General features: G+C 43.7%; 16 protein-coding genes and 1 tRNA gene. 9 read left to right on the forward strand and 8 right to left on the reverse strand.

Features of this window, described 5'->3' with window-relative positions:
* The first annotated feature begins 32 nt into the window (after positions 1 to 32).
* Positions 33 to 887 (forward strand): dihydropteroate synthase, encoded by an 855-nt coding sequence (folP, locus tag NI467_RS03405; RefSeq protein ID WP_253150911.1) that lies wholly within the window; start codon positions 33 to 35, stop codon positions 885 to 887.
* A gap of 99 nt (positions 888 to 986) precedes the next feature.
* A complete protein-coding gene (locus tag NI467_RS03410; protein WP_151205849.1) occupies positions 987 to 1,301 on the forward strand; it encodes a DUF5713 family protein in 315 nt (104 codons plus the stop codon).
* Positions 1,302 to 1,339: 38 nt separating this feature from the next.
* On the opposite strand, the gene NI467_RS03415 is transcribed toward NI467_RS03410, so the two are convergent.
* From NI467_RS03415 to NI467_RS03425, 3 genes are all read right to left on the reverse strand, one after another.
* The gene (locus NI467_RS03415; protein ID WP_253150913.1) at positions 1,340 to 2,026 is read right to left on the reverse strand and encodes a hypothetical protein; all 687 of its coding nucleotides are present in this window, start codon (positions 2,024 to 2,026) and stop codon (positions 1,340 to 1,342) included.
* 90 nt (positions 2,027 to 2,116) lie between these two features.
* Positions 2,117 to 2,202, reverse strand: a tRNA-Leu gene (locus NI467_RS03420).
* A 179-nt stretch (positions 2,203 to 2,381) separates the two neighbouring features.
* Positions 2,382 to 3,113, reverse strand: coding sequence for a hypothetical protein (locus NI467_RS03425; protein WP_253150915.1), 732 nt, complete (start codon positions 3,111 to 3,113; stop codon positions 2,382 to 2,384).
* A gap of 170 nt (positions 3,114 to 3,283) precedes the next feature.
* Here NI467_RS03425 and NI467_RS03430 point away from each other — a divergent pair, with 170 nt between their 5' ends.
* A complete protein-coding gene (locus NI467_RS03430; RefSeq protein ID WP_151203920.1) occupies positions 3,284 to 3,790 on the forward strand; it encodes a hypothetical protein in 507 nt (168 codons plus the stop codon).
* Between the two features lie 210 nt (positions 3,791 to 4,000).
* Here NI467_RS03430 and NI467_RS03435 read toward each other — a convergent pair whose 3' ends face one another.
* The 3 genes from NI467_RS03435 to NI467_RS03445 all read right to left on the reverse strand — a co-directional run bounded on the left by NI467_RS03435 (position 4,001) and on the right by NI467_RS03445 (position 6,762).
* The gene (locus tag NI467_RS03435) at positions 4,001 to 4,279 is read right to left on the reverse strand and encodes a hypothetical protein (RefSeq protein WP_253150917.1); all 279 of its coding nucleotides are present in this window, start codon (positions 4,277 to 4,279) and stop codon (positions 4,001 to 4,003) included.
* A gap of 44 nt (positions 4,280 to 4,323) precedes the next feature.
* On the reverse strand, positions 4,324 to 5,646 hold the full coding sequence (locus NI467_RS03440; protein WP_253150918.1) for a hemolysin family protein: 1,323 nt from the start codon (positions 5,644 to 5,646) through the stop codon (positions 4,324 to 4,326).
* Between the two features lie 126 nt (positions 5,647 to 5,772).
* Entirely contained in the window at positions 5,773 to 6,762 is a 990-nt protein-coding gene (locus NI467_RS03445; protein ID WP_151203923.1) for a LysR family transcriptional regulator, read from the reverse strand.
* A 679-nt stretch (positions 6,763 to 7,441) separates the two neighbouring features.
* Here NI467_RS03445 and NI467_RS03450 point away from each other — a divergent pair.
* From NI467_RS03450 to NI467_RS03465, 4 genes are all read left to right on the forward strand, one after another.
* Positions 7,442 to 9,043, forward strand: coding sequence for an isocitrate lyase (locus tag NI467_RS03450; protein WP_151205853.1), 1,602 nt, complete (start codon positions 7,442 to 7,444; stop codon positions 9,041 to 9,043).
* A 248-nt stretch (positions 9,044 to 9,291) separates the two neighbouring features.
* Positions 9,292 to 12,402, forward strand: coding sequence for a multidrug efflux RND transporter permease subunit (locus NI467_RS03455; RefSeq protein ID WP_253150920.1), 3,111 nt, complete (start codon positions 9,292 to 9,294; stop codon positions 12,400 to 12,402).
* Between the two features lie 230 nt (positions 12,403 to 12,632).
* The gene (mgtE, locus tag NI467_RS03460; protein WP_253150922.1) at positions 12,633 to 13,970 is read left to right on the forward strand and encodes a magnesium transporter; all 1,338 of its coding nucleotides are present in this window, start codon (positions 12,633 to 12,635) and stop codon (positions 13,968 to 13,970) included.
* An 87-nt stretch (positions 13,971 to 14,057) separates the two neighbouring features.
* Complete coding sequence (locus tag NI467_RS03465; RefSeq protein ID WP_253150924.1) at positions 14,058 to 14,639, forward strand: DUF4112 domain-containing protein; 582 nt, start codon at positions 14,058 to 14,060, stop codon at positions 14,637 to 14,639.
* A gap of 96 nt (positions 14,640 to 14,735) precedes the next feature.
* Here NI467_RS03465 and htpX read toward each other — a convergent pair whose 3' ends face one another.
* On the reverse strand, positions 14,736 to 15,641 hold the full coding sequence (gene htpX, locus NI467_RS03470; protein ID WP_151203928.1) for a protease HtpX: 906 nt from the start codon (positions 15,639 to 15,641) through the stop codon (positions 14,736 to 14,738).
* Positions 15,642 to 15,812: 171 nt separating this feature from the next.
* A complete protein-coding gene (locus NI467_RS03475; protein WP_151203929.1) occupies positions 15,813 to 16,688 on the reverse strand; it encodes a lytic transglycosylase domain-containing protein in 876 nt (291 codons plus the stop codon).
* A gap of 501 nt (positions 16,689 to 17,189) precedes the next feature.
* Here NI467_RS03475 and ttcA point away from each other — a divergent pair.
* Together ttcA and NI467_RS03485 are read left to right on the forward strand one after the other, a co-directional pair.
* Positions 17,190 to 18,116 (forward strand): tRNA 2-thiocytidine(32) synthetase TtcA, encoded by a 927-nt coding sequence (gene ttcA, locus NI467_RS03480; RefSeq protein WP_151203930.1) that lies wholly within the window; start codon positions 17,190 to 17,192, stop codon positions 18,114 to 18,116.
* Between the two features lie 424 nt (positions 18,117 to 18,540).
* Entirely contained in the window at positions 18,541 to 18,927 is a 387-nt protein-coding gene (locus tag NI467_RS03485) for an SCP2 sterol-binding domain-containing protein (protein ID WP_151203931.1), read from the forward strand.
* Positions 18,928 to 18,965: the final 38 nt, after the last annotated feature.

Consider the following 18,965-nt stretch of genomic DNA (forward strand, 5'->3'; position numbering starts at 1 on the left):
AATAAGTCGCAAATTTATCATGGAGATTACACATGCAGCTGAAGCCGCTACGTCCACAAATCTGGAATTTTGGTCGTTTAACCCTGGATTTGTCTCAGCCGCAGGTAATGGGGATTTTAAATGTGACTCCAGATTCCTTTAGCGATGGCGGACGACACAACTCTAAAGATGCTGCACTCGTGCGGGCACTGGCTATGCTAGCAGAAGGTGCAACAGTTATTGATATTGGTGGGGAATCTACCCGTCCCGGTGCATCTGTAGTCACAGTAGAAGAAGAAATCCGTCGAGTGGTGCCGGTGGTTGAGGCACTGGCCAAACATGATGTGATTATCTCCATTGATACTTCAGAGCCAGAAGTGATTAAGGCTGCGGTCAAAGCAGGCGCACATATCTGGAATGATGTACGTGCGCTGACTCGTCCGCTGGCATTAGCAACTGCGGCAGAGTTGAATATCCCCGTGATTGTCATGCACATGCGTGGTGAGCCGACCACCATGAACAATCTAGATCAATATCAGGATGTCACTAAGGACGTCATGCGTGAACTGGGCCAGCGGGTTCAGGATGCTCTGGACGCGGGAGTTAGGCCTGAACATATCATGATTGATCCAGGCTTTGGCTTTGCTAAAAATGCCCAGCAAAATCTGAAATTACTTCAAGAGTTTTATAAACTGACTGAGATGGGCTATCCGATTTTATCGGCATTATCACGTAAACGTTTTATTGGAGCGGTATTGGACGCTACAGACCCAGAGCAGCGCGCAGTAGGCTCGGCAACCGCACATTTACTCAGTATCCAGCAAGGGGCCTGCATGGTACGTGTCCATGATGTAAAAGCCACCGTAGATGCAATCAAGGTCTGGCAGGCGATGCAGCAGGCAATTTAATAACTGGAAGACAGGTGGCAACAGCGTGCTGTTTGGCTTTTGATCAGCAATGTGTTATATAGCACGCTTATTTGACTATCATCTTTTAGAGTACCTGTAATGTTTGCAGATTTACTTCTCCCTATGTTCGATGATGAATATTATCCCGATATTCTGGTTGCTGAAGTTAAGCAGCACATTGAGCGTTTCGCTGAAAAAGTGTCAAAGTCCGGTTTGACTGAGCAAGAGGTGTATCCGCTTGCACATCTTGCGGTTGCTGAAATTAATGCCATGAAGCCGCAATTTGAAGATCTGGATTCTTCTCTGGATGGTACGGCTGCAGATTATATTGCAGAAGCCATGATGATGGTGGTACAGGAGCTGGGTCTGTTTGATCTCGAGGTGGAGGAGCTGGTCGCTAACCGTGAATGGTAACACCCAATCATTTCAAGCCCTGTAAATACAGGGCTTTTTTATGTGTTCTTAAAATAGTCTTTAAAGCTGGTGAAGCGGATACGCTGAAGAAGTTGCTGTTCTTCCTGCATGCAGCGTATATGAAGGCTTTTATAATAGGCGGGCAGATCAGGCTGATCGGGGACATATTGTGGAGACTGAGAACGCGATTGCCGATAGGCCCAGAAGGCGAGCTGGCGAAGTTTTTGCAGTCGAACCTGATCCAGAACGCTTGTATTAGGCTTAAAAAACGGCTCTAAAATAGCAGCTCCACCTAATAAAACCGAAACCAGCAGCATACTCAGGATAACCAGCCAGTCCGAATGAATCAGATAAAGGTTAAGTAGAAGACCCAAGAAGATTGGAATGTGCAGATACAGACAGTGCTGTAGATGTGCGGCATAGACTTTGGAACTGAACTTGGCCTGATACTGGATATAGGCCATATAAGGATAAAATAGCGTAATGAGCAGCATCAAACTCATGTTAAAGGCTGCTTGGGCTTCATGAAAGAAATAATATTCCAAAGCAATTGAACCCAGACTGCAAAGCAGACAAATCAGCAGCGATAGCAGATTAAGGGCAATCACAAACTGGATTTTTTGTAGCGTACTAAACTTAAAGCGACTGTAATGCAGTTTCAGAAAAAAAGCATCGGGATGCTGTAATTGTAATCTGGCGAAATTGAATGATTTTAATTCTGACATGAAGATTTCGGGGGGGCAAAGAAAATTCAGGCACAAAAAAACCAGCTTAATGCTGGATTTTTCATTGCACCATTTTAACCAGAATTAAAATGGTGCCCGAGGCCAGACTCGAACTGGCACGCTTTGTGGGCGGGGGATTTTAAATCCCCTGTGTCTACCGATTTCACCACTCGGGCATGTGCGCAATCATAGAGGACGAAATAAAGCTTGGCAAGCAAATTTCTCTACGAATGCTTTATTTTCAATCAGTTTTGCGACTTAAGATGTGAATCATCTCTCATGGACCCGCATAAATTCCATCACTGAAGCTTGGCCTTGTAAAAAGCTGATTTAAAACGACTGGAGAAGATCAGGCTTAGTGCCGCTCATTTAGATAGGTCTCTATATCGAGATATTTAAGCGTTTTGCAGTACTCATATTCAGACTTGAGCAAACGGGTATAAAGCTCGGCATAGCGCTCGAGCTGCTGTTTGCGTTGTTTATATTGTGGGTGATCTTTAGCAGAAAAAATTAATTGCAGGCGCAGGGCAACGGTTTGACGATAAGCCCAGAAACACGCGCGGCGGAGTTGTTGCAATTGATAATATTCATGGTTTTGGGTACTGCTACGAAACAGGTTTTCTCTATAAATACGCACAAATCCAACGCTTAGACCAAAAAAGAACAAGCCCCACATGACCCATTCATTTTCCAGAAGCAGCAGATTTAAACCTTCTAAAATAATGACCACTGTCAATTTGAGTGGAGCATAGCGCAAGACATGATAAAGAGAATAAGAAGAATGTTTGACCTGCTTGAGGATGAAAGGCACCACCAGCATCAGAAAGAGCAGGATTATCAAGATAGCTATGCTTTGCGTCTGAAAGGCAGACAGTTTTGGAAATGAGAGCTGCAAAAAATCCCGTAACAACAGGCAGACCGGTATAAAAATCATGCCGGCCAGAATCCAGGAAATTATTGCCTTGCGATCTTCTAGCAGTATACCGTGTGTCTTCAGTTGGCTATAGAACAGATAATTTCTTTTAAAGGCAGCGGGATAAAGCAATTGCAGTTGCTGTAACAGAAGACTGACCTGTTCGGTGCGCATTATGAAACCAGAATTGCGGAAGAGACTGGCCCTACTATAGAGGATCTGTCCAAGAATGATAGGCTCAACAAAATTTTTAGACTTATCGGCACTGACAGTACAAGATTTTAGTTTTTTAGTCGTGATTTGTGCGAAAATAGTCAATTAAAGATTATTTTTAAGGACAGTGTATGACTGATCAATCTCCTGAGGCTTTAAGCGACATCGAAATTCTAGACATTCTTCAAAGTATGAAGAATGATGAACTCGATACTGAAGCATTAGAAGTCATTCGTCAGGGTGGTAAAGCGGGTCGTCAGGAAGCGCACAAACAGGCATTGGTCGCCCTGCATCAGTCATTTGAAGCGAAATTCGTGGAAGCCGTTGCACTGGCCTTGCACTTAAATGAAGCTCAGATTAAAAAGATTCGCTATAAGAAAGACCGTATCCGCATTTTAAAAGCACGCGGCATTGATTATCTGGCAATTGATGGCGCAGAAACCGCTTTTGTACTGGCCCAGATCGCACAGGCGATTGCCCGTGAAGATGCTATTGTCACACATGACCTGCATAATATTTTTCCGTTCTGGAAAGAAGGCTGGCCAATGGTACAGTACGATAATGCCTATAAGATTTTGCAAGACGATATTCAGATTCACTATCAGGCCGTGTTAGATGTTTTACTGACTAAAGTTTAAAGCCTGATAGATTTGGGGGTGTTAACACTTCATCTATGCTTTGTTCTTGCGCATGGAGCTAAAACTTCTCAGATTTCGTTATAAAACTTGGCAATAGTCTCGCTGTTTTCCTCATTTCATGCATCATCTGCTCAGTTTTAGCTCTTATAGCGCAATCCATTTATGCAATGGCAATAGACCCTGATTAAAGCACCAAGAGCGGTGCTTTTTTTAATCATGAAAAAACAAAGACAAGAGCCAGCGGATTGGGAAAGTAAATACTCGCCACCAGCTATAAAGCGGCCAATAAAGATAGTTGCCAAAGTTGAGGGTGGCATCAAAACCATGCCGTCTTTTCTCAAAAGGATAGGGAGTCATAAGTACGGTCATGCACAGCATGCCAATGGCAGCCAACAGCAATAAAGGATTCTGCTGTTTGGCAAAAAAGAAATATAAAAGATAAAGGGCGGAATAAAAAGCCAGACAGGCCAGAAGGGCAATAAAATTCATTTTATACGCTGATTATTTTTGTATTTGAAGTGACAGGAATCAGATTACTCTGATGCCTGTGGGGATTCATCTTTAATTTCTAACATACGGGTCACCAAAAGCTGGTCAATTTTAAAATGGTCAACATCTACCACTTCAAACTTATAACCAGCATGCAGGACGACATCGGCAGGACGAGGAATCTTACGCAACTTAAACATCATAAAACCGGCCAGAGTCTCATAGTTGTCCTGATCCGGCATTTCATTGATTTCCAGCGCATGTTTCATGTCTTCAATAGGCGTACTGCCATCAATCAGCCAGGAATTACTATCACGCTTGATAATCTGCTGGTCGCCTTCCAGAGGAGTGACCCAGTCTCCCATCACGGTAATCATGACATCGGACAGGGTAATCACGCCGACCACCAAGGCATATTCATTGATGACCACAGCAAATTTTTCTTTGGTAGAACGAAAACGGTCCAGCAGTTCAGACAGGGTCAATGTATCTGGAATAGTCAATACATTACGAATCGTGGATTCATTCAGCTGGTTGATTTTTTGGTTATTTAAAATCCGCACCAAAATATCTTTGGCATCTACATAACCAATTACTTCATCGATATGTTCATTACAGACCAGAAACTTGGAATAAGGATATTCAGCCAGCTTTTGGCGGATACTGTCCTCAGTTTCGTTTAAGGTGAAATACACCACATTTTCACGCGTGGTCATACTTGAAGGCACGTTACGTTCTTCAAGCTCAAACACATTTTCAATGAAATGATGTTCCTGCTTCTGTAAGACGCCAGCTTGTGCACCTGCATCCATTACCGCTGAAATATCATCAAAGGTAATATTGTCATCGCGCACAGTATTGACCTTAAACAGGCGAAACAGCATGTTAGCAATGACATTGATAAACCAGGCAAGCGGTTTACAGACCAGGATAAAGACCTGAATCGGGTTAATGACCGAAACGGCAATTTTTTCAGGCGCAATCATCGCCAGACGTTTGGGCATCAGGTCGGCAAATAAAATAAAAAGCGAGGTGACGATAGTAAATGACAGCGAGAAAGCAATGGTTTCTGCCCAGGGACCTTGATAAAAACGTGCAATAAACTCAATGATATAAGGGCGGAAAGCACCTTCCCCCAAAATACCGCCGAGAATAGCAACCGCATTTAAACCGATTTGAGAAGCGGCAAAAAAGTCAGCAGAATTTCCTTGTAAATCTAAAACTTTTTGAGCGCGATTATCTCCTGCTTCGGCCAAAATTTTCAGTTTGACTTTGCGGGCACCGGCGAGCGCGATTTCTGTTAAAGATAAAAAACCAGCCCCCGCGATCAGTATCAGGATAACCACGATGTTTTGAAAGAGGCTCACAAATTCACCTGTGGATTAATATTATATTGGAATATTTTTAACACAAAAAAGACTTGAGAGGTAAACAGCAACTCTCAAGTCCTTACAGTATAAGCTTAAAAAAGAAGAATTTAGATGCTATTCAATTTAATAATGTGAAAATTGCGAATTATTCAGCATAAACTCGCGGTTTTCTTCTTCAATCATTTGACGTGCCACATACAGAATGAGCTGACGTAACCAGCGATGGGCTGGATGATGATGCAATAGAGGGCACCATGCCATTTTCAACTCAAACTCTGGAATATAAAAGGGCGGATCTTTAATCTGCAAGTTTTGATTTTTGGCTTGCAAGCGTGCAATCCGGCTAGGCAAGGTGGCGATCAAATCGACATTCGAGGCCAAAAGTGCTGGCATCTGATAATGGCGGGTAAATACGGAAATCTTACGTTTCTGGCCAATCCGTTCCAGCGCCTGATCAATCCAGCCCAATCCGGCCTGTTTCTCTGGGTTAACCCCAAAGCCAACCCCCATCCCTGTTTTAGACACCCAGATATGTTGGGCATCCAGATAGCTTTTTAGATTTAAATTGCTGGCGGCCGGGTGTTTGTTGTTCAGCAGACAGGAAAAACTGTCACGCCAAACCAGCACTTGGTGAAAACTTTGCGGGATTTCATTGAAACGGTTAATGGCCAGATCGACCTTACCCTGTTCCATATCGCGGTAAGACACATCACTTGGGGTTAAAAAGTCGAGAACCACATTGGGTGCTTCTGAACGCAAGGCTTTGACTAAACGTGGAACCAGTGTAGCTTCTGCGTAGTCTGAGGTCATAATCCGGAATACGCGATTTGATGTATAAGGACGGAACTCGGTACGTGGCTCCAGAATCATCGATAAATCCGCCAGCGCATCGCGAATGCGTGGCTGTAATTCCAGCGCCCGTTCGGTCGGGGTCATGCCTTCAGACGAGCGAATCAGCAGGGGATCATTAAATAAATTGCGTAAACGACGTAAAATATTACTCATTGCTGGCTGGGTGACCCCCAGTTGTTCGGCAGCCCGAGTCACATTTTTTTCACGTAAAAGTACATCAAGATAAATTAATAAATTAAGATCGACCCGCTCCAGATTCATAAAATAAATACCGAAAATAAAATCATGAAATTATGTTGATTATGCCATAACAACCGGGGCTTGTGTGTGGAATTGACGAAAAAAAGCCCAGCTGATTTTAACAAATCAAGCTAAATTTGCTGAAATTTTATCCATGCTTTTTCGGCACATTTTTTAATTTTATAGTGCTCAAAGTGGCAAGAAACTGAATGGAGTATAGTCTAGAACAAAGTCAGGTATGTTGCACACTTTTAGTCTCAAAACCCGTAGCATCAAGTCTGAGGTGGCTCAATCAATCTGTCGGCTGTATAAAAAATAACAGCGGTAAAAACCCGAATAGGACAGTTCAAATTCCCGAAAATGGCGGAATTTGCCATTTATATTACCTAAAATTTCCAAGTCCGACTTAAGTCGCATGAATAAAATTTAAACATGTTGGGTAATTTGTAAGCAAATTCTTGTATATTAAAAACATTTAAAAACAATGTCTTGTGTCTAGTCTACTGAATTATCTTTAGACTTTTATCTATATATTTTTTAAATAAATAGTGAAGATTCTGGGAGAATATTGGATTAATTTTGACAAGCCCACTAATCTTTAGCTATCCCAACGGGGCGGCGAAAATCTAAACAGGTTGTTGAGGGTACGATTTTTGCTACTTGTTGTAGAAAAATCCTAATATTATTACAGGAAAAGATCATGACTACATACCAAACAGCGATTGATGCAATCCGCGAATTAAAAGCGAAATTCGGTAATACTTGGGCAGACATCAGTCCTGAAGATGCTGCGCGTATGCAAATGCAAAACCGTTTCAAAACTGGTTTAGACATTGCTAAATATACAGCGGCGATTATGCGTCGTGATATGGCTGAATATGATGCTGATCCTAGCAAATACACTCAGTCTCTGGGTTGCTGGCATGGTTTCATCGCACAACAAAAAATGATCGCGAACAAGAAATACTTCGGTACAACTTCTAAGCGTTATATCTACCTTTCTGGTTGGATGGTTGCTGCACTTCGTTCAGAATTCGGTCCTCTTCCTGATCAATCTATGCACGAAAAAACTTCGGTTCCTGCATTAATTGAAGAAATCTACACTTTCTTACGTCAAGCTGACGCAAAAGAATTAAACGATCTGTTCCGTGAACTTAAAAAAGCACAAGAAGCTGGTGATACAGCTAAAGCTGCTGAAATCACTGCACAAATCGACAACTTTGAAACTCACGTTGTACCAATCATTGCGGACATCGATGCTGGTTTCGGTAACGAAGAAGCAACTTACTTGCTTGCTAAAAAAATGATCGAAGCGGGTGCGTGTGCACTTCAAATCGAAAACCAGGTGTCTGACGCGAAACAATGTGGTCACCAAGCTGGTAAAGTAACTGTTCCACACGAAGACTTCATCGCTAAAATCCACGCGTTACGTTATGCGTTCCTGGAAATGGGTCTTGACGATGGTATTATCGTTGCGCGTACTGACTCTGAAGGCGCTGACTTGACTCAAAAAATCCCAGTGGTTAAAGAGCCAGGCGACATTGCTTCTCAATACATCAGCTACTTAGACACTCAAGAAATTGATATCTCTGAAGCTCAAGAAGACGAAATCCTGATCAAGCGTGATGGTAAATTACACCGTCCTAAGCGTCTAGCGTCTGGTCTGTACCAGTTCCGTGAAGGCACTCAAATTGACCGCGTTGTACTTGACTGTGTAACTAGCTTACAAAACGGTGCTGACCTTCTGTGGATCGAAACTGCAACGCCAAACGTTGAAGAAATCGCTCACATGGTTAACCGTGTTAAAGAAGTTGTTCCAAATGCGAAACTTGTTTATAACAACTCTCCATCGTTCAACTGGACTTTAAACTTCCGTCAACAAGCTTACGACCGTTGGGTTGCTGAAGGTAAAGACGTTTCTGCTTACGACCGTGCTAAGTTAATGAGCGCTGAGTACGACAACTCTGAATTGGCTGCTGATGCTGATGAGAAAGTACGTACATTCCAGGCAGATGCTTCTCGTGAAGCGGGTGTATTCCATCACTTGATTACACTTCCGACTTACCACACAGCTGCTCTTTCTACTCATGAGCTGGCTGAAGGTTACTTCGGTTCTGAAGGTATGTTGGCTTATGTTGCTGGCGTACAACGTAAAGAAATCCGTGGTGGTATCGCGTGTGTTAAACACCAAGCAATGGCAGGTTCTGACATCGGTGATGACCACAAAGAAATCTTCGCTGGTGACAACGCGCTTAAAGCGGGTGACGATGCGAAAAACACGATGAACCAATTCTCTGCATAAGCACTGAACTGATTCGAAAAAAACCCTGCTTATGCAGGGTTTTTTTATGTCAAAAAAATACAAACAAAAAAATAAAATGCTCTTTACAGCCTGCTTTTCAGGTATTCATTATTTCTTCATGATTCGGTGTTATCACAGCTTTTTGTGTTTAATTCTTGCATTCTCTAGCTATGTCATTGAATATCCATAAAGCTTGTTTATTTTGTGCACCTTCTTATCGTTCATCAAATCTGAAGTGATCCGGACTTATGTTGTCTAAATTTTTTATTCATCGTCCTATTTTTGCCGGTGTATTGGCCATAGTCGTGATGGCGATCGGGCTTTTTGCGGTGATGAATTTAGCTGTGGAACGCTATCCTGATATTGCACCACCTCGGATCACCGTGGCGGCTACCTATACCGGTGCCTCTGCTGAAACGGTGGAGGAGAGCGTGACCCAGGTCTTAGAACAGCAAATCAAAGGGATTGACCATCTGCTGTACTTTAGTTCCAGCAGCGATTCTTCGGGACGAAGCCGGATCAGCATCAGTTTTGAAAATGGGACAGATCCGGATACCGCACAGGTGCAGGTGCAAAATGCCATCAACGGGGTCTTAAACCGCTTGCCGGAAGAGGTACAGCGTCAGGGAGTTAATGTCTTTAAGTCTCTGGGAGATACCCATATGGTCATCAGTCTGTATGACGAAAGTGGGCGCAGCAGCAATATCGAACTTTCGGACTATTTAATGACTCATCTGGAGCAGGATATTGCCCGGATTGATGGGGTGGGCGAGGTGGATGTTTTTGGTTCACAGTTCGCCATGCGGATTTGGCTACATCCGGCCAAACTCAAACAATATAGCCTGATGCCGAGCGATATACGGGCAGCAGTCGAAGCCCAGAATACCCAGGTGGCTGCCGGGGCGATAGGAGACCTGCCTACGGTCGAAGACCAGTATCTGAATGCCAAAGTCACCTCCGGCAGCCGTTTAAAAACGGTCGAAGAATTTGAAAATATTATTGTGAAATCTGCTCAAGATGGCAGTTTTATCTATTTAAAAGATGTGGCGAGGGTAGAACTGGGAGCTGAAAATTATCAGTCTTATAGTACCAATAATGGTTTTCCATCGGCTGGTCTGGGAATTTCACTGGCCTCCGGGGCGAATGCCATTGCCACCTCACAACTGATCAAGGCCGAAATTTCCCGTATTGCCACACAATTACCCCCAGGCTATAAAATCGCCTATCCCCGGGATAATACGCCATTTGTGCAGGAGTCGATTAAGGAGGTTGTAAAAACCCTGATCGAAGCAGTCATCCTGGTGATTATAGTCATGTTTATTTTCCTGCAGAACTGGCGGGCAACCCTAATTCCTGCGATTACTGTGCCTGTGGTCATTTTGGGAACGATGGCGGTGTTATATGCGCTGGGGTTGAGCATCAATACCCTGACACTGTTTGCGATGGTGCTGGCGATTGGTCTGCTGGTCGATGATGCGATTGTCGTGGTGGAAAATGTAGAGCGTCTGATGCACGAGCAGCAGCTATCTGCCAAAGAGGCAGCTTTGGCATCCATGCAGGAAATCAGTGGTGCCCTGGTCGGGATTACTCTGGTGTTGACTGCAGTATTTATTCCGATGGCATTCTTTGGGGGATCAACCGGCGTGATCTATCGCCAGTTTTCCATTACGTTGGTTGCTGCCATGTCGCTTTCCCTGATGGTGGCGCTCATCCTGACCCCAGCACTCTGCGCACTTATACTCAAGCCGAATCCTCAACCTGTAAGATGGGCCAGCTGGTTTAACCAGGAACTCGACAATTTAAAAGATCGTTATGTGCATCTTTCCACCATGACCTTGCAGCATAAGGCGATCTGTCTAGTGCTCTTTATCGGGTTGATTGGCATTTTTGCTCTATTTTACCGCGCTTTACCGACCAGCTTTCTGCCCAGTGAAGATCAGGGAATTTTGAGCCTGCAAATTCGCCTGCAGGAAGGTGCCCCTATGAAAAATACTATTCAAGTGGGTGAGCAGGTACGTCAATATTTTCTGGAACAGGAAAAAGCCAATATTAATCTGGTCATGATACGTTATGGCCGTAACTTTTCAGGTACCGGTCAGAACCTGGCGACGGGTTTTGTAGCCTTGAAACATTGGGATGACCGTTCAGGGGGAGAAAATACCGCGCAGGCGATTCGTGAACGTGCCATGGCACATTTCCGTGATAATCCCAATGCTCAGATCAATATTAGTATGCCCGCATCGGTGAATGGTCTGGGACAAACCGACGGCCTGGATTTCTGGATTCGTGATATTAATGGCAATGGCCGTCAGTATCTGGAAGAGCAGTTCCAGAATATGCAGGCTAGTGCAACTCAATATAGTAGCTTTGAAAATCTGGATAAGCGTTCCAATCCTGAAAAAGCCGAACTTAAAGTCAATATTGACCAGAAACAGGCCATGGCCAATGGTTTAAGCCAGTCAGCAATCAACAGCACGCTTTCAGCAGCTTGGGGCGGCAACTATATTAATGACTTTATTGATCGTGGTCGAATCAAGCGGGTCATGATGCAGGGCGAGGCAGAGTTTCGTTCCAAACCCGAGGATCTGGCACAATGGCATGTACGTAATGACCAGAACCAGATGATTCCATTCAGTAATTTTTCTAAGGTCGGCTGGAGTGGTGGCCCTGAGGTCGTCAACCGTTTTATGGGCTATACTGCACTGCAAATGGAAGCAGATATCAGCAAAGATGCCAGTTCTGGTCAAGCCATGCAGGATGTAGAGCATCTGGCCGGCCAGCAAGAGGGTGTGGATGTGGTCTGGAGTGGTTTATCTTTTGAAGAAAAACAGTCCAATAACCAGGCGATCTGGCTTTATCTGGTCTCCGTTGGCTTTATTTTCCTGTGTCTGGCTGCTTTATATGAAAGCTGGAGTATTCCAACCGCGGTGATGTCAGCCATTCCTTTGGGGATTGGGGGGAATATTATTTTCAGCTCTCTGGCCGGTTTTCCAAATGATATCTATTTCCAGATTGCATTACTGACGACGATTGGCCTGTCCTGTAAAAATGCCATCCTGATTGTAGAGTTTGCTTCTTTGGCTCAGGATAAAGGAAAAACGGTGATCGAGGCTGCCCTAGAAGGAGCCTCCCTGCGTTTACGTCCGATTTTGATGACCTCGCTGGCATTTGGTGCCGGTATTATGCCATTGGTTTTTGCCTTCGGTGCTGGTGCGGTCAGCCGTCAGGAAATTGGAGTTAGTGTGCTGGGGGGCGTGATCTTCGGCACGGTACTGGTCCTGATCTTTACCCCATTTATGTATGTATTGATACGGACTCTATTTAAGCCCAAGTCTGTTAAAAGAAACATAAGTGATTAAATTGTTTAGGTTTCGTTGTAAAGGTTGAGAAATGTAACAGTTTTTCGTAGTATTGCTGCGCCGTATAAGCGGTTTGATGAGGATTAAATCCCTAAATGGACAGGCACAGTTGTCAGATACACCAAATTTCAAACATTTATATTTACCAACATTATTATGTGGGTTCATTCGGCAAATAAAATAAGAGCCGTTGCGGCCCTATTACATAGGTTGGGTAATAGGGGGCGAGCATGAGCTACAACAACTTTTTATATCTTTTAAATGATGCATTAAGCAAGCAAGATATTGCATTGGCATTAGACTCTGTTAAAACGTTTAAAGCCGCAGATTTGGCTGATATTTTGGCACAATTACCTTTAGAGAATAGTCAAAAGCTGCTACTGCATCTTCCTGCACGCGCCTATGTATTTTCATATCTCAAACCCGAAGAACAAGTAAAATTTGCACACGGTTTAACGCGAACAGACTTGGCTGAAATTATGGGCGAAATGCCTTCAGACAAGCGTGTCGATTTATTTAAATGTTTAGATCACGAGCAGCAAAATACTTTATTGCCTGCATTGGCACAGGCCGAGCGTGAAGATATTCGGCAGCTCTCTTCTTATGTAGAAGGTACGGCAGGGGCCATCATGAGCTCCGAATATGCCACCTTAAAACCGAATATGTCGGTAAAAGATGCCATTAAAATGTTGCGTTATGAGGCACCCGATTCGGAAACCATTTATTTGGCCTATGTACTTGATGAAGCAAGAAAGCTGCTGGGTGTTTTATCGCTCAAACAATTAATACTTGCCGAAGAACAAAGCAATATTAGTGATTTAATGGCGACCGATATTATTTTTGCATATTTTGACAGCGATCAGAATGAAGTAGCCAAAACCATTGCTCGTTATGACTTACTGGCATTACCCATTATAGATCATGCCGGTGTGATGGTGGGTATTGTGACATATGATGATGCAATGGATGTGGCCAGAGAAGAGGCAACAGAAGATTTTTTAAAATCTGGTGCTGTCGATGCATCATCTAAATTGAGTCTTAAATCTGCCCCGATATTGCAACTCTATCAAAAACGGGTGTATTGGCTGGTATTTCTTGTTTTTGGCAGTTTGTTATCCGGGATTGGCATTGCACATTTTGAAGACATTATTGCCGCAAATATTGTATTGGTTTTCTTTTTGCCCTTATTGGTCGGCAGTGGTGGAAATGCCGGCTCTCAATCTGCAACGCTGATGGTGCGTGCATTGGCAACGGGCGATGTACATTTTAGGGACTGGTTTTACTTGCTGGGACGTGAAAGTTTGGTTGCCCTGTGTCTGGGCGGAACCATGGCACTTGCAGTTTCACTTTTGGGATATTACCGCGGTGATGAAATGGTCGCTTTAGTGCTTGCTCTGAGTATGATGGGTATTGTGCTTTTGGGCTGTTTAATTGGAATGAGTTTGCCTTTTATGCTAAATCGTTTTGGATTTGATCCTGCAAGCGCCTCTGCGCCATTGGTGACCTCTATTTGTGATGCGACAGGTGTTCTGGTTTATTTATTTATCGCTTCACAGCTATTGCTATAAAAGTATAGACAATAAATACATATACATATTTTCAATTTATACTTTATTCTCAGGGCTATAACACAAATGTTTGAACAAGGCTAAAGCATGGTTGCGGTTGAAAAAGAAAAAAAATTAACACGGCAAGAAGTCGTACGTTTGGAGCGCGATTTAGCCAAATTCGCCAATATGATGGACTCGGTGGTACGCATACCGTTTACCAAACAGGGCGTAGGTGCAGATGCTGCCTTGAGTACCATTCCAGTCGCGGGCGATCTAGCCGGATTTGTTTTGACCTGTTATGCCATCTATAAAGCCAGACAGGTTGGTGTGCCGCGCAGCAAGTTAAATCCGGTCATGAAACTGGCTGTACTGGATGCCGTGGTCGGCTTTATTCCGGTAGTAGGCACCATCTTTGATATTTTCATACGCCCTAGCCGTAAGGCATTGGATGTTGTGCATGATCATATCAGGCAGGAATATCAGATCCTTAGCGACGATCATGTGGTGCATCCTTTTTTACATGAAAGTCTGGAGCGTAAACAGCAGCAGTCTAGGTTCTGGCGCAATCCTGTGGTGGCTTGGGTGTGGATTCATATTTCTGATCTGCTGGGGGCTTTATCCTTGATTCTGCTGACGGGTCTCATTGGATGGGGGAGTTTTGTATTGTATCAATGGATGAGCAGCTAAACTCCAAAGTTTTAAGATACGAATCAACGCACTTTAGAACGCCAGAAAAAAAGCCTGCAGATGCAGACTTTTTTTAAATCAGGAACAATCGGTTGATTAAGGACAATCAAGCTGTTGTAGGGCCGCGACACGCTGTTCAATTGTCGGGTGCGTCTGGAAGAGAGCTGCAAGACTGAAACCCTGAGACTGACCTTCAGCAATGGCAAAAGCCTTCATCTCTTTTGGCATCGCATCCGGCATTTCTGATTCGGCCTGTAAACGTAATAAGGCTGAAATCATGGCCTGCTTGCCTGCAAGACGTGCACCCGCTTCATCAGCGCGGTATTCGCGATAGCGCGAGAACCACAACACGATGGCAGAAGCCAGAATACCAAAGACAATATCCAGAACGATGGTAATGACAAAATAACCAATCCCTGGAGCTTCGCCTTCTTCACGGCCAAAGAAAGTACGGTCGATGAAATCACCTGCCACACGGGCAAAGAACATCACGAACGCGTTCACTACACCCTGGATGAGCGCAAGTGTGACCATATCGCCATTGGCAACGTGACCGATTTCATGCGCCAGCACTGCACGTAGTTCGTCTTTGTTCATGCGTTCCAGCAAGCCTGTCGATACTGACACCAGCGCATCATTCTTGTTCCAGCCAGTTGCAAAGGCATTCGACTGATAAGACGGGAAAATTCCGACTTCTGGCATTTTAATACCAGCACGTTGAGACAGTTGCGCAACTTCTTGAAGTAACCATGCTTCTGCCTGATTACGTGGCGCATTCGGGTCAATCAGTTCAGTACCTGTGGTCTTTTTCGCCATCCATTTAGACATGAACAGGGAAATTAGGGAACCTACCATACCAAACACAAAACAGATGACTAACAGGTTGCCTAGATTCAAGCCACCCGCGCCATGGTAACTACCGACACCGAAGAGTGACAGAATAATGCCAGCTACAACCAGTACCGCGAGGTTGGTTAGCAAGAACAAACCAATCCGCATCATTGAGAAATCCTCTTATTATAGAAAAATAATCTGATTAGCAAATAAAATCATTGAACTCAATATGAGGTGGAATTATTAAAAATTCAAGAAAAAATTCGCAATCAGCTACAAAAAGTTAGCAGGAGTTTAGCCTGAATGACAGGCCATTTTCGAGCAAAAAAATCTTTATTATTAATCACTCAAATAGATTTTTGCTGCTGCTGAAGCATTTGCGGTGGCATAAGAGCCTATCGGGGCATCAGTATAGCTGCCATCGGCATTCACAATCACCTGACGTTGATATTGAGCAGCGGCCTGCATTGGGGCTGTATTGGTCGCAGGCGTAGTATAGTGGGCTGAACTGGCAATCACCCGGCCCTGATCGGCAGAAGCGGAATAACTGGCCTGTGAAACATGGACACCATTACTATATAAGTTCTGATAACGGCTCGTTACCCGGCGAACATAGTCCTGAGTTTCACGGAAGGGAGGGACGCCCTTATATTTGGCCACATTGCCTTCACCGGCATTATAGCCGGCCAATGCCAGCGTGGTATTGCCATTAAAACGTTTCATCAGCCAAGCCAGGTATTTGGCACCTGCCATAATATTCTGGTGCGGATCATACGCATTGCTGACATTAAAGCGGCGTGCCGTAGCTGGCATCAGTTGCATCAGGCCTTGTGCTCCAACCGGAGAACGTGCATGCACATTAAAACCGGATTCGGTATGCATCACCGCTTTAATCAGACCTTCGGAAATACCATGGGTCTGTGCTGCCTGACGGATAATGGCATCAAAGGCATCTTTATTTTTACTATAGCTTGGTAAAACAGCAGCTTCACTGTTGCCCCAGTTACTATAACTGTGAATATTACTGTCTGGATAATAGGTCTTCTTTTCGACCTGTAAATGATTATACCGGCTCTTTTTATTGGTCAATAAGGTACTGCCATTGCTGTCACGCAATTGATAGATCGTTTCACCGGCAGAGGCAAGTTGACTGCTCTGCAGGCAGACTACTGCACTAATCAGATGACACCCCAACCAAGATAGCTTTATTTTCATTGTTTATATTTGACAGATAATAAGCGAGTAAAGTTCAGGGGTGAGTTTAACAAAAAATTACGGAATGAACAGTATTCTGTGCTTTATTTCTAAACGAGTTTGTAAATGCAAGATCTGTTTGAGAGTTTATTCATCAAAAAAAATTTTTATTTAATTTAAAAGCCTAGGCTTGACAGGGGTAAGACATTGTTTTTTATGAAAAAATAAATTGATCAATAAGTGATCAATTTGAGGGGAAGCCTTAAATTTGGAGGCGGACAAGTTGTCAAGTCATTTTCAATCCACAAAGTTATCCACAGCTTTTGTGGACAACTGTGGAAAAGTGTAAAAGATAAGCACTTTGCTGGAAAAATGAACGCAAAAGTTTTGGCCTAGCTATTTAAATAAAGCATCAACATGAAGCTAGCATAACATTTGCAGGAAATTAAATTCTTTTGATGCGATATGCACCTGAATCGGCTAAAATTGCGCGGTATTTTTATTTATGGGTTAGTCTCGTCTATGTACTCGCCAGTTGAACCCGAGCAAGGATTTAATTTCAAACCTGAACCGCCAACCAGCTCTGCTTACTACCGTTTGTTGAAGAAGCTTCGCCGCCAGGTCGGACATGCCATTCGCGACTTCAAGATGATTGAAGACGGCGATAAGGTCATGGTGTGTATTTCTGGTGGTAAAGACAGTTATACCTTGTTAGATATCCTGCTTCAGTTCAAGCGCATTGCACCGATCAACTTTGATGTGGTGGCGGTAAATTTGGACCAGAAACAGCCAGGTTTTCCTGAAGATGTCCTGCCACGTTATTTAGAAGAAAATAACATTCCGTATTACATCCTGGAAAAAGATACCTATAGCATCACTAAAAAGCTGACACCTGAAGGCAAGACCTATTGTGCAGTCTGTTCACGCTTACGCCGTGGTTCACTGTATGGCTTTGCTCAGGAAATCGGGGCCACCAAAGTGGCGCTGGGCCATCATCGTGATGATATTCTGGCGACTTTCTTCCTGAACCTGTTCCATGGTGGCAGCCTGAAAGCCATGCCACCGAAGCTGTTGTCTTCTGACAAAAAGAACATCCTGATTCGTCCGCTGGCTTATGTGGAAGAAAAAGACATTATCAAGTATGCAGAAATGCGCCAGTTCCCGATTATTCCATGCAACCTGTGTGGTTCGCAGGACAATCTGCAACGTGCCATTATTAATGACATGCTGCGTGACTGGGATAAAGCGCATCCTAAACGTCTGCACAGCATTTTTGGTGCCCTGCAAAACGTATCGCCATCTCAGCTGGCAGATCGCGAGCTATTTGATTTTGAAGTGCTGGACAGCCAACGCGAATTTGATTTTAAAGGCAGCTGTTCGACTGAAGAAGCTGTTGAAGGCGAGAACCGCCGCATCAATATGGTCAACCTTGGCTTTGCCTTAGACTAAGACTAAAAAGCAGGCATCAGCTTTGGGGCTGATGTCTGCGTTGTTGACCCTTTATAAAAGAATGACGCTATAAACTATGAATGCCTTCTAACTATATAAGAAACAACCAACCTTATTGAAAGCGCAAGGGAAAAAGTATATTTTGCTGCTCTAGCATTAGATGTCATTGCTTGAAAATGATGCAATTTCCTGCCTTATATTTTAGATCAGCTCAAAAATATGTGTCGTTGCCTCTCGGGGAAGAGTCAACAGTCGAGTTGCTGAAAAATAACTTAAAACCAGAACTACAAAAATTGAACGGTGCGTACAAAATTTGTTAGCCATTGCCACAATGATCATGTTATAACAAGGCACTAGCATAAATGCTCACCCTGATGTCGTCTGGATAGTCGACACAAATGAACAAATAAATTGAGGAAAGATCATGCCTGTTTTTTTATCTGATGATTGGTTTTCAACTGTAGATACATTGACTGCACAAGCGGGTAATCTGGATTTGCCACCCGCTTTGGCAAACCTTGCAATTAATTTGGTGGTTGCCGATACAACAGGTAATACTGAATTATCTTTAGATGGTGGCGTGATCAAAAAAGGTCTGTCTTCAAATGCGAAAACAACCTTAAATATGGATGCAGAGACCTTACGTAAAGTCTTCCTGGAATTTGATATGGCTGCCGCAATGCAAGCCTTCATGACAGGTAAAATTAAAGTACAGGGCGATATGTCGCAATTAATGGCGCTGCAAACTGCAAAACCAAGTCAGGCACAAAAAGACCTGTTCAAAAAAGTGCTTGAAAATACGACAGCATAATTCTCGCTGAACGCTCGTATAAACCAAAAAAGCTTACC

The organism is Acinetobacter sp. S4397-1, from assembly GCF_024129285.1.
In the GTDB taxonomy this organism is placed as follows: Bacteria; Pseudomonadota; Gammaproteobacteria; order Pseudomonadales; family Moraxellaceae; genus Acinetobacter; species Acinetobacter lwoffii_C.